Below are 12,747 nucleotides of genomic sequence, written 5' to 3'. Positions count from 1 at the left end.
CTTGACGTGATATTCGTCTTTATCTATCAATCCATTTATTATTGAACAGCGGTTAAATGTGCATCACAGGGTAATGGATTCCCCTGGGGACAGCACACGGCCTTCCAAACCTTTAGCAGCCAGCTGCTGTACGAAGTGTTCCGCATCCTGACGAATCACAGGGAATGTATCATAATGAACCGGGATGGTCAGTTTGGCATTAAACCATTCGGCCGCTTGCAGCGCATCCTCAGGTCCCATGGTGAAATGTCCACCAATAGGCAAGAAAGCTACATCGATATCATGACGATCACCAATCATCTTCATATCCCCGAAGAGACTTGTATCTCCGGCATGCAAAATGGTTTTGCCACCAATATTAATGATATATCCAGCAGGCAAACCTGCATACATGATCCGTTGTTCTTCTTCCAGCACAATACCTGAAGTATGGAACGCCTGAATCATTTTGGCTTGAGCAAAATCAAGATCTACCGTTCCGCCCATGTTCATCCCAAGCGTGTCCAGACCTTTCCATGACATATATGTAGCCAGCTCCACAATAGCCACAACTTTGGCGTTATTCGCTTTGGCAATCGGTTCAGCATCGAGGATGTGATCCATATGTGCATGTGTCAGCAACACAACATCGGTCTCGATATCTTCCGGCTTTGTGACGGCAAGCTCGTTGCCACGCAGGAAGGGATCAATGATCAGAGACTTTTCTTCTGTGCCCAGCTGTACACTGGAGTGACCGTGGAACGTAATATTCAACAACTTGGATTCCTCCCGACATATGTTTTGATTATTTGAAAACCACTTTATTTATTATAAATCATAGCTCTTCACCAACGCAAAATTCGCGATTATCCATCTCAGCGCTGCTTACGATACACCCTTGTTTCGAACGGCTGAAGCTGAATCGCACCTTCATCGGTAGAATATCGTCTGGTTACATTGCTGATCATCAGCTTGGCATGCTCGGAATCCCAGCCCTCCGGCCACTCCATCTCGGGTTCATGCCCACGGAAATTCAGAATGACCAACATCTGCTCATCATCCAGCGTTCGTGTATAGGCATAGATATCCGGATCATCCGGTAGAAACAATTCATACGCTCCGTAGATCAGCACTTTATGTTGTTTGCGAAGGGCAATTAGTTTACGGTAATAATGCAAAATGGATTGGGGATCACTTTCGGCGTCGGCGACGTTAATCTCAGAATAATTATCATTCACCTGAATCCACGGCTGACCTTGGGTAAAGCCTGCGTGTTCCGTATCATCCCATTGCATTGGCGTCCGGGCATTATCGCGACTCTTCAACCAGATCGCCTGCATGACTTCATGCTTCGACTTACCTTGACCAATGTAATGATTGTAATAATTTTTGGTCTCGATATCCCGGTATTGTTCAATATCCGGGAAAGCGACATTGGTCATGCCAATCTCTTCTCCCTGATAGATGTAGGGCGTTCCTTCAAGTGTAAGCATCCATGTCGCCAACATCTGAGCAGAACGTACCCGATATTTACCATCATCACCAAAACGCGAAACCGGACGTGGCTGATCATGGTTGCCCATGTAATTGGCGTTCCAGCCCCTATTGTGCAAAACCGTTTGCCACCGGCTCATGATTTCTTTGAGTTCGGTCAGTTTCCATTCCTTATAGTTCCACTTACCAATGCCAGAAGATTTGGCATCGATGAACATATGCTCAAACTGGAAAACCATATTAAGCTCGTCACGATCCGTCCCCACATAAGCCAGCGCCTGCTCAGGTCCAAGTCCGGAAGTCTCGCCAACCGTCATGGGTCCGTAAGGTTTCAGGATCATGTTATTCAGTTTCTTCAGGATGGAGTGTACCTGTTCCAGGTTGGAAAAGAGCTGATACGCTGGAACCACCGGCAGATTATCCGGATTGTGGGCACTTGGCAGCCCCTCTGCCTTGGCGATATGCGCTACTGCATCGAAACGGAATCCGTCTACCCCTTTTTCCAGCCACCAATGCACCATCTCATACATCTCTTCTGCCATCTGTGCATTGTTCCAGTTGAGATCCGGTTGCTGTTCCGAATACAGATGCAAATAATATTCATTTGTCTCCGAATCATGCTTCCACACCGAACCTCCAAAATAGGACTCCCAGTTATTCGGCACCTGGCCATTTTTGCCTGAACGCCAAATATAATAATCCCGCTTCGGATTCATCTTCGATGAACGCGATTCGGCAAACCACGCATGTTCATCCGACGTATGATTCAGCACCAGATCCATCATGATCTTGAGCCCGCGCTTGTGAGCCTCTGCCAATAACCGATCAAAATCCTCCATCGTGCCGTATTTACGCAGAATAGCGTAGTAATCCCGAATATCATATCCGTTGTCATGTCCTGGTGAATCGTAGATAGGACAGAGCCAGATTACATCCACACCCAAATTCTCCAAATAATCGAGTTTCTCATAGATCCCCTGCAAGTCGCCATATCCATCTCCGTCCGAATCCTTGAAGCTGCTCGGGTAAATCTGGTAGACCACACTCTCTTTCCACCAAACGATATCGCCCACCTCGCTCTCATCATTGTTCTATATATAAATTGAACGAAAGAATATTTACACTAGACACTCCGATGACAGAACAACCTTCCGATCGCTGTTATCCCCAGATTTTATGAATTCCCCTTATAAGGGGAAAATCCGGTGATAAAGGCGCACGCTTTCGCTTCTTCAGGTTATTTCTGTCCTCTCCGTTTCGTGTAAATGTTTAGTTAAATTTATATATAATCTCTGCTCACTGTATTAAGCCGTTAATATGTTTTATCCGAAAAGATTCCCTTGTAAACATGTGAAAGGTATCTTATGCAAAAAGACCCGGTCCTGGACCGCGATCTGCGGCTCAATTCCGAGTCCTTCTTGGTGAACATAAAAACAACTTAAATACGGCGTAACCTATCCAGGCACCGATCGTGTTCAGAATAATGTCATCCACATCGAACGAACCAACACGCGTAATTAATTGTGTGAGCTCAACACCCAGTAGAAGCAAGACAACTGTCGATGTAAAGGTCAGGAACGAACGACACCTCCGAAACAACCATGGAATCCAGATGCCCAGCGGAATGAACAATACGATATTGCCAAACAGGTTTTTGACCCAGGTATCTGTATTGTACCTTTCCCTCTCCATAAGAAGTGGGCGAATCGTCTCAAAGGGGATGAGATTATATTGATAATACATGCTAGGTGTTCGTCCACTGACAAACAGTAAAATGCCCATAACCAGTAGGTAAAGCACTGCCATGCAAGCAACAATGCTCAGCATCCACTTGGAGTGAAGCCACGACTTTTCGCTCATTCATCCCGTCCTCCGACCTTGATTTCCGCGAAGCGGTAAGGTCTATTTTAACGGGATATAGATCTTCATGTCCAGTTGTTCAGGGGTTGATTTCCAGACATCCGTCACTTCAAAGTCTGGTCCTTCCCTCCGTTCATAGTTAGACTGAGGCAACCAGCTACCATAGATCATTTTACGAATATCCTGCCCGGAGCCTTCCACGGTGAACTCTGCATACAAGCCGCCCGGAAGTTTAATCGAGGTAAAACCGGGTTCAAGCACCTGAGATGCTCCACTGCTTTCTTCACCCACAATAAAAGAAAATGCTCCATCCTCTTCAAAATGACAGGCCACACCATAAGCCATATCAGGGCGTGTCCTCTCCGGGATCGCCATGAATTTCTGTTCCATGCCAAAATCGTGATAAAATCCGGGTATTTCAGCATAATGCTGATTGTCATTCAGGTTGGTCTTATATTCATAGCCGACAATCCAGTTCGGTTCCCGTGTGACCAGACGGGGTGTGTTCATGTAGAAAGTTCCATCAAGCCGAGTTCGATAATCGTTAAAATCAATGCTCTGTTGCATCTTCAGAAGAGACAACTGATCCACTTCCAGCTTACGCAGCTTCGCCGGTGTCATTCCAAAGTAGGCTGAAAATGCACGGGTAAATGCCTCTTGAGATTGATAGCCAAAGCTCATCGCAATGTCCAATATGCCTTCCGATGTGCCTCGCAGCATCCCTGCAGCTTCCGTTAATCTGCGTCTGCGCACGTATTCAAGTACCGTGAATCCCGTGATCGCCTGGAATAAACGCTGAAAATGAAACGCCGAAAAGCTCGCAGCAGCGGACGTCTCTCTGATATTAAAATCATCTTGCAAATGCTGCTCCAAATACTCAATAGCAAGTTGAATTCGTGTGTAATGATCCATAGTGACGGCTCCCCTATCTAAATCAAAGTATCAAACGATTTCTTATGTAGTATGACTGAGATCCAGATCATTTTTTTGATTTTGAGTGCGAACTTGTATGATGTAGGATACGTGAGTTACGCTTCTATTCATTTTGAATGTCACTATGATTCACTGTATGCCAAAATCCCCTTGTTCTACAAGGAGATGCTCTCTACGCTGATTGATTAACCAGGAGAGAAAGCTCTTGTGAACAAGGGGATTTTTTCGCCTAACAATTTATTCTTAACCTTTCCAGTTCCCGGACACGGGATGAATACCCCATATATCCGTAGCATACTCACTAATGGTACGATCACTGGAGAATATACCAGAATGAGCCGTGTTCAATATCGCTTTCCGAGTCCAGCCTGGAACATCCCGATACGCCTGGTCAATGGCAGTATGCGCGTCAGCATAAGCAGCAAAATCACGCAATACAAAGTATTCATCACCGTGAGCCAGTAGCGAGTCATAGATATCCCAGAATTCTCCGTCACGATAACAGAATGCACCTGGATGTACCAATTGCTCCACGACCTCACGAATCCGTTCATCGTGCTGCACAATCTCATTCGGACGGTAGCTGCCGGAACGATAATACTCAAGCACTTCGTCTGCGCGCAGACCATAGATGAACATGTTTTCCTCTCCGACCTGCTCTGCCATCTCCACGTTGGCCCCATCCATCGTGCCAATCGTTAAGGCGCCATTCATCATAAACTTCATGTTGCCCGTACCCGAAGCTTCCTTGCCTGCGGTTGAGATCTGTTCACTAACATCCGCAGCCGGAATAATCTTCTCTGCAAGAGAGACGGAATAGTTTTCGAGGAAAAATACCTTCAAGCTGTCATTCACCGCTGCATCCCGATTCACCGTGTCAGATACGGTATTGATCAGCTTAATGATTTTCTTGGCAAAATAATAACTCGGTGCTGCCTTGGCTCCAAAGATGAACGTACGCGGTACCATATCAAACGAAGCATCATTCTTAAGCCGGTTATACAGATGCATCACATGCAGAATGTTCAACAGTTGTCGTTTGTACCCGTGCAGCCTCTTCACCTGCACATCAAAAATGGAATCCGGATTCACTGTCGTTCCAGTATGATCCAGAATATACGCAGCAAGTCGTTCCTTATTATCCCGCTTAATCGAACGGAACTGCTCTTGGAATGATGTATTATCCGCAAAACCTGCCAGTTGGTCCAGCTTGCCCGGCTCTGTTATCCATTCGTTACCAATTGTATCTGTAATGAGATCCGACAGTTTCGGATTGGCATGCATCAGCCAGCGGCGATGGGTAATACCATTCGTTTTGTTATTGAAACGCTCTGGATAAAGTGCATAGAACGGAGCCATCTCGCGCTCCTTCAAAATCTCGGTATGCAATGCCGCGACACCATTCACGCTATGACTGCCTACAATCGCCAAATGCGCCATCCGCACCTGATCGTTCGCAACGATCGCCAGATGCCCTATGCGATCCTGATCTCCTGGGTACCGATCCAGCAGCATACCACAGAAGCGTTTGTTGATCTCTTCAATGATCATATAAATCCGTGGCAGCAGCTTGCTGATCATGGATACAGGCCATTTCTCAAGCGCCTCACTAAGCGTTGTATGATTGGTGTACGATACTGTGCGAGTTGTGATATCCCATGCTTCATCCCAGCCATAACCCTTCACATCAATCAGGATGCGCATCAGTTCAGGGATAACCAAGGTTGGATGCGTGTCGTTGATGTGGAAAGCCACTTTATCTGGCAAACGATCATACGAAAGCTCCAGCTTATTGAATGTACGCAGCGCACTTTGCACACCTGCCGAACACATGAAGTATTGCTGCTTCAATCGCAGCAGTTTTCCTTCGTACTGGGAATCATCCGGATACAGGAATTCCGAGATCGATTCAACTGAACGACTATAATCCAGATAGCCATAGTAGTTCGAAGGGGTATCGAGTGAAGTCTCGCGCTTCGGCTCGGCACTCCATAGACGCAATGTGTTCACATGGGTTTGACCATAACCGATGACAGGCACGTCATAGGGAATGGCCACAACCGATTCGGCATCTTTTGTAACAAACTGATATTCTCCATCCTGCTCGTGAGCCTCCACCCGGCCCCAGAACTGTACTTCCACCTTTTTGTCTGGACGACGTACTTCCCATTCGTTGCCTTTGTCCAGCCAGTTGTCAGGTAATTCGACCTGATTGCCATTGATGATTTTTTGCTCAAACAATCCGTATTTATAGCGAATGCCGCAGCCATGTCCCGCATACCCAAGGGATGCAAGTGAATCCAGGAAACAGGCAGCGAGTCGTCCGAGACCTCCGTTACCGAGTCCTGCATCCGCCTCCTGTTCTTCCACCTCTTCCAAGGAGAAGCCCAGCTCAGCCAGACTATCGCTCACCAATTCCAATTCATTCACATTCAGCAGATTGTTGCCGAGCAGACGTCCAATCAGGAATTCCAGCGAGAAGTAATAGACCTGTTTATCCTGGCGCTGCTTAAACCCCTGATTCGACGCTGCCCAATCCTGGCCAGCATATTCACGAATCATGCTTCCCAGTACATGGTACACGTCTTCCTGTGTTGCTTCTTCAATCGGTTTGCCCAATTTGCTGACCAGATTCCGTGTAAAGATACTCTTGAACGTTTCTTTGTTGTCAAACAAAAGTAGGTTCCTCCCGGGGAAATCCTGCAGGACGGTGGCGGTTCATACAAATTTTGCGCGTGAGTGTCAGAACTATAAATGCTACACTTTCGACTGAAAGCCCGTTCCGTTGACGAATCGTTCTTATGATCGCTGTTATCCCCGTATTTTTTTGATTCCTTTTTTAAAAGGAAAAATCCGAGGATAAAGGCGACCGCTTCGCTTCTTCAGAATCGATTTCGTCCCCTCCACTACGTTTGCACGTATGAAGGAGCCTTTACAGTAGCACCCCAATGCTTAGAAAATGTATGAACCTTAAATCCGTCCTACAGGATTTTTATTTTATATATATTTATAGAAGATATCGGTTACGTGTGGGTATTAGATAATAGTACTTTTCGCTAAAATGTATGGATTCGACGGGTCACCGATCAGCGTCTGTCCTCCGGTCAACTTCACGTCTTTATCCAGAATGACGTTCTCAAGAACCGTCCCTTCACCAATGTAGCATTTCTGCATGATGATGGAACCTTTGATTTTGGCACCCTTGGCCACTTGTACGCCGCGGAACAGAATGCTGTCCTCCACCTCTCCACCTACGATGCAGCCATTGGCAAGCAGTGAATGTTTAACATCAGCGGTATCCAGGTATTTGGCTGGGGCTTCATATTTAATTTTGGTCTGAACCGGATCTTCCTTGAACAGTTGTTCATATTGCCCTGTGTTGAGCAGTTCCATACTGTTACGATAATAACTGTCGATGGAATTGATCACTGCGTGATAGCCATCATATGCATACGCAGCGATATTCAATCCATCCGGATTTTTTTGAATGACATCCCGGAAGAAATGGCTCTCGCCATGATCGATGCAGCGCTGCACCTGACGCAGGAACAATTCCTTCTCCATGATGAAAATTTCTGTATATATATTCGGGTGGTTAGCGCTTTGGTGAATGTCCACCACGTTACCGTCACCGTCATGGTCAACTTTGACACAGGCGTCATGCTCAGGCAGCAGCTGATCCACTTTTTTGCAAACCAGTGTAACGTCCGCTCCTTTGCTGATGTGATACTTGTAGACATCCTGAAGGTCTGCTTTGGTCACATGGCGACTGCCCGCATGCACGACATATTGCCCTGCACCTCTGTGGAAAAAGTCCAAATTGTTATGGAAATGCTGCAAGTCACCCTGTGACGTATCTGTTGGATCGTTCCAGTCCGGTGGCAAAATAAACATTCCTCCATGCTTGCGATCCAGATCCCATGGCTTACCGTCACCAAGATGGTCCATCAGCGAACGATACTTACGACGTACAAACACACCTATGCTCTCAATTCCTGCATTCATCATATTGGATAGAACAAAATCGATCAGACGGTAACGCCCGGCATAAGGCACCGCGGCTCCGCAGCGAAAGTACGTCAATTCCTTCAATTCCTCAAGTTCATGGTCAAGGTTAATAACTCCGATCAATGGTTTCATCGCATGCACCGTCCTTTTGGCTTCAATTAGGCCTTGCTGGTTATTCCTTGGCGAAGCTGACGTTCCAGCTCTTCCTGATCCACGAGCAATATATCACTTTCATCTCCCGGTGCAGGCGAAATCTGTGTTCCATCCGGAATAACCAATCCTTCTGAGATAATCGCTCGGTGAATTCTCACATTCTGACCAATTTTCACTCTTGGCATGATGACCGAATCGATAACAGCGCTGTTCTCCCCAACTTCAATTCCATAGAACAGAACGGAATGATTAACCTCACCATGCACAACACTGCCTTCACTAATAATGCAATTCCGTACTTTGGCCGATGGCGAGATGTATTGTGCAGGTTGATTTGGGTTACGAGTAAAGATACGCCAGTCCGGATCATTCAGATTAAATGGTGTGTCTTCGTCCAACAGGTCCATATTAGATTCCCATAGACTGCGAATGGTACCTACGTCTTTCCAGTACCCTTCGAACGGATACGCATATAAGGATTTTTCATTTTCAAGCAACAAAGGAATGATATCTTTACCAAAATCATAGGAGGTGGATGCCTGTTGTTCATCCTGGATCAGGAAACGTTTCAGTACATCCCACTTGAAGAGATAGATACCCATGGAAGCGAGTGTGCTCTTGGGCTCAGGAGGTTTTTCTTCGAATTCATAGATGCTATAGTCATCGTTGGTGTTCAGCACCCCGAAACGGCTGGCTTCTTCCAATGAGACATCAATAACCGATATGGTGCAGTCCGCATCTTTTTCTTTGTGATACTGGAGCATTTTTTCGTAATCCATTTTATAGATATGATCCCCTGACAGAATGAGTACATGCTCAGGATCGAATTGTTCAATAAAGTTCAGGTTGCGGAAAATCGCATCCGCTGTCCCCCGGTACCAGTTGCTACCGTCTTCACGTTCATGTGGAGGCAGTACGTACACCCCGCCGTTTTTACGGTCCAGATCCCAGTCACTGCCAATGCCTATGTAAGAATGCAGGACGAGTGGTTCATACTGGGTCAACACGCCAACCGTATCAATACCCGAATTGGAGCAGTTACTCAGTGGAAAATCAATGATTCGGTATGTTCCTCCAAAATATACAGCTGGCTTCGCCAGTGATTTGGTTAATCCTTTTAACCTCTTACCTTGCCCTCCGGCAAGTAGCATCGCTACAACTTCTTTTTTCGCCATCATTACAGCCTCCTCCACGTGCATTCGTTCTGATTCATTTCAGAGCCCATAATCGATATTCTGTTGTGTGGACACTGTTGTCTTGATTAGGAGCTTGCTGTACAGATGTGTAGCTGGATGATTCAACTTGCAGTTGAACTTCTTGAATTGTGAAGCCTGAAATAGAGATAATGCGGTGTAGAATTACCTTGACTGACCTACTGAGGTGAATGTTAGATGTAGAGCTTAAGGTGTAGCTCGTGGACAATGTAATAGACTACTCCTATTTAACATTAAACACGAAACGGACTGGGGAATCTTACTGGAAAACATCGACATCAAGTTTAGGTTCAGATTACCCTTTCTCGTGCCGGTGCTATTCATAATGTATTCGATAATAGAGAAGCAAAATCCTTTAGTTTTTGTGCAATCATTAAGTGGAAAAATAAGTAAAAAACAGATTGCGAACATGAAAAAAAAGCCGACTTTCAATCCCGGCTCATTTTGTCTGTCTATTTTATGATCCTGCTTAGTCCATGCTCATTCGCAGGATCATACTGTACTTTACTTTTTCTATATCCGTTCCTAAACGTTCCTAAAATGGTCTATATAATTTTGCGGAACAACTCCATCACTTCATCCTTGGACGGTTGATATGGGTTGCCTGGTGCACAAGCATCTTTCATCGCGTTGTCGGCAAGCAATTCCACATCAGGATCTTTCACGCCGAGTTCAGACAGTTTCTCAGGGATACCCACTTCCTTTGACAGCTGTCGAATGGCCTCAATGACGTAATCGGAACATTCCTCATCACTTCTACCCTTCACATCCATTCCTATTGCCTTAGCAATATGACGGAATTTGCCCGGTACATGCTTGGCATTCAACTCCTCTACATAGGGGAGTAACATGGCATTGCACACACCATGCGGCAGATCATATACGCCACCCAGTTGATGCGCCATCGCATGCACATAACCAAGGCCCGCATTATTAAAAGCGATTCCACCTAGGAAACACGCGTACGTCATATGTTCCCGCGCTTCCAGATCACTGCCGTCCCTCACGGCTCTTGGCAAATATTCAAAGATCAGTTCAACAGCTGCTGCCGCTGTCGCACTTGTCACTGTAAATCCACCCGGTGTAACCATCGCTTCAACGGCATGGGTCAACGCATCCATTCCTGTGGCCGCTGTGAGACTTGCAGGTTTGCTGAGCATCAGCTCCGGATCATTAACCGACAGAGAGACCAGACTGTTGCGGTCCACCATCACCATCTTCACTTTACGTTCCTCATCTGTAATCACGTAGTTAATTGTCACCTCGCTCGATGTGCCAGCCGTTGTGTTAAAAGCCACAAGTGGCACGGACTTATGTTTCGATTGATGCAATCCTTCATATTCACGGATATGGCCACCATTGGTAGCTACAATGCCAATGCCTTTGGCAGCATCCTGCGGTGAACCTCCGCCTATCGATATAATGGCGTCACAGCCATGATCCTGGAATACTCGAAGTCCGTCATGTACATTCTGACATGTTGGATTAGGCTGAACCTCATCATATACGACATAGTCTAACCCTGATTTTCGTAATATAGACAGTACCTGCTCTGCAACACCTGAAGTAATCAATTGGTGATCACTTACAACCAGCGCTTTGCGGATACCCATCTGTTCAATCATCTGGCCTGCTTCCTGTAAACATCCTCTACCCATCAAGTTCACGGGCGGAACATAATATGCATGTGTTGCCATTTGAACCAGCCTCCTGTAACCCCTGATTTACTATCTACATTGTAACTGAATCCGTTTTCAGATATAGTGAAATAAATCACAATGAGTCCGATAAATGTTACATAACAGTCTCAGTTTAACATACTCTATTCACTTAAATTAAAACCATTTCGCCTTCTATTCTTCTATAGAAACATAAATAATTAATCCATAATATGGCATCATCACTCACTTACCACCACTTCTTGTCGCTAGAGGCCACCAAATCCTCCGTTTCTAACTAATTTTTTAGTTAGCCATAATACGCAATCCTAACGAGCCTACACATATGATAATAAATAAGTATGCTCGCTAAACAGACGAATACGAGTGATCTCCTATAATGAGAGACCTCGTATTCGTCTGTTTTGCGTTCTAGTCTTAAACGCACTTTGTTTAAAAGAAATGAAACTGATTGTTGTTCTAATCATCCTATTCATGTAATAGAAGAAAAGGCGAGAAGAGGAACGCCCCGCTCATGTGCCACATTGTGCAGCCGTGCGTTTCATTCGTGCCTTTTATACTTCTAATGTATAACGGAAAACCCGTCATATGATGCCCAAATTATTCTAAGTCACTAAGTTTAATATAAGTTTTTTGAGATTTTTTGTGCCATATACTCAATTTTAGGAATCATCAGGTTGTCATCTATCATTTTAATTTTATCAGGTTTAAACAACTGAATTTTTTTGAGATTGTAATAGTCAAAAAGCACTTGAAACACGGTCAAATGGTTCTCCATCAAATACTTTACATCTAAAATGTTTCTTAATATCTCATCTTGCATAACGATGAGCCTACCATCAATCTTATTAAAAAAACCCTCTTTTATTCCTTCATCATAAAAAGCTAATTCCTGATCTTCTCGTTGCTTCATGGATTCTTTTAGTCGCTCATAGTTCTCAGGGTAACTACTTTCAAGATCCTTTAGGAAAATGTCTGTGAAGAACTCTTTTAATAAGATTGTTTGTTCAAATGTTTGCTGAAATCGCTGAACAATTACTTGGTCAGCGTCAGAATCTTCAATAATTTCGTGGATATATTCTACGCAAATACTCACAATAAACGTTATGATATCTTCTTTGGTAGAGAAATATTTATATAAAGTGGCCCTGCTTATATCCATGATTTTTGCGATTTCATCCATCTTTAGACTTTGAAATCCATTTTTTTTAACGTACGTTAACAACCTGCTAGTAAGAGTTATCCTCATATTATGTTGTTTTTCATTCTGCCGTTCCATCTAAGCGCCCCCCTAATACCTTATATTATATCTCATAATCATCATTTTAAACAAACTATACTAAATAGACATTTTATACGCTTTTTGTTTACTTTATTCACCCCTCATGATATTATGTTTTTGTTCCTATGAATAACAGAGATGAAAA

The 12,747-nt window shown here is 44.7% G+C and carries 9 protein-coding genes; all 9 read right to left on the bottom strand.

Annotated features, from left to right (window positions below):
- Positions 1-63 precede the first annotated feature (63 nt).
- The 9 genes from PAHA3_RS06795 to PAHA3_RS06755 all read right to left on the bottom strand — a co-directional run bounded on the left by PAHA3_RS06795 (position 64) and on the right by PAHA3_RS06755 (position 12,599).
- Positions 64-756 carry a metal-dependent hydrolase gene (locus PAHA3_RS06795; protein ID WP_062834035.1) on the bottom strand — a complete coding sequence of 231 codons (693 nt, stop codon included), beginning with the start codon at positions 754-756 and terminating at the stop codon, positions 64-66.
- 98 nt (positions 757-854) lie between these two features.
- Positions 855-2,546, bottom strand: a complete 1,692-nt coding sequence (locus PAHA3_RS06790) for a glycoside hydrolase family 13 protein (protein ID WP_153028183.1) — start codon at positions 2,544-2,546, stop codon at positions 855-857.
- 328 nt (positions 2,547-2,874) lie between these two features.
- A complete protein-coding gene (locus tag PAHA3_RS06785) occupies positions 2,875-3,333 on the bottom strand; it encodes a VanZ family protein (protein ID WP_062834034.1) in 459 nt (152 codons plus the stop codon).
- A 42-nt stretch (positions 3,334-3,375) separates the two neighbouring features.
- Complete coding sequence (locus PAHA3_RS06780; RefSeq protein WP_062834033.1) at positions 3,376-4,245, bottom strand: effector binding domain-containing protein; 870 nt, start codon at positions 4,243-4,245, stop codon at positions 3,376-3,378.
- 264 nt (positions 4,246-4,509) lie between these two features.
- Positions 4,510-6,942 (bottom strand): glycogen/starch/alpha-glucan phosphorylase, encoded by a 2,433-nt coding sequence (locus PAHA3_RS06775; RefSeq protein WP_062834032.1) that lies wholly within the window; start codon positions 6,940-6,942, stop codon positions 4,510-4,512.
- 360 nt (positions 6,943-7,302) lie between these two features.
- On the bottom strand, positions 7,303-8,406 hold the full coding sequence (gene glgD, locus PAHA3_RS06770; protein WP_062834031.1) for a glucose-1-phosphate adenylyltransferase subunit GlgD: 1,104 nt from the start codon (positions 8,404-8,406) through the stop codon (positions 7,303-7,305).
- 26 nt (positions 8,407-8,432) lie between these two features.
- On the bottom strand, positions 8,433-9,602 hold the full coding sequence (locus PAHA3_RS06765; RefSeq protein WP_062834030.1) for a glucose-1-phosphate adenylyltransferase: 1,170 nt from the start codon (positions 9,600-9,602) through the stop codon (positions 8,433-8,435).
- Between the two features lie 584 nt (positions 9,603-10,186).
- Positions 10,187-11,338: an iron-containing alcohol dehydrogenase gene (locus PAHA3_RS06760; protein WP_062834029.1), complete on the bottom strand. Its 1,152-nt coding sequence runs from the start codon at positions 11,336-11,338 to the stop codon at positions 10,187-10,189.
- 601 nt (positions 11,339-11,939) lie between these two features.
- The gene (locus PAHA3_RS06755; RefSeq protein WP_062834028.1) at positions 11,940-12,599 is read right to left on the bottom strand and encodes a TetR/AcrR family transcriptional regulator; all 660 of its coding nucleotides are present in this window, start codon (positions 12,597-12,599) and stop codon (positions 11,940-11,942) included.
- Positions 12,600-12,747: the final 148 nt, after the last annotated feature.

The organism is Paenibacillus amylolyticus, from assembly GCF_001570725.1.
Classification (GTDB): Bacteria; Bacillota; Bacilli; order Paenibacillales; family Paenibacillaceae; genus Paenibacillus; species Paenibacillus amylolyticus_A.
The sequence above is the reverse complement of the archived record's forward strand: the minus strand, read 5'-3'. Positions and strand labels throughout refer to the sequence as shown.

Coding starts and splice junctions, on each gene's coding strand:
- PAHA3_RS06760 (WP_062834029.1), bottom strand. CDS start 11,338: ATGGCAACACATGCATATTATGTTCCGCCCGTGAACTTGATGGGTAGA.
- glgD (WP_062834031.1), bottom strand. CDS start 8,406: ATGAAACCATTGATCGGAGTTATTAACCTTGACCATGAACTTGAGGAA.
- PAHA3_RS06755 (WP_062834028.1), bottom strand. CDS start 12,599: ATGGAACGGCAGAATGAAAAACAACATAATATGAGGATAACTCTTACT.
- PAHA3_RS06780 (WP_062834033.1), bottom strand. CDS start 4,245: ATGGATCATTACACACGAATTCAACTTGCTATTGAGTATTTGGAGCAG.
- PAHA3_RS06785 (WP_062834034.1), bottom strand. CDS start 3,333: ATGAGCGAAAAGTCGTGGCTTCACTCCAAGTGGATGCTGAGCATTGTT.
- PAHA3_RS06765 (WP_062834030.1), bottom strand. CDS start 9,602: ATGGCGAAAAAAGAAGTTGTAGCGATGCTACTTGCCGGAGGGCAAGGT.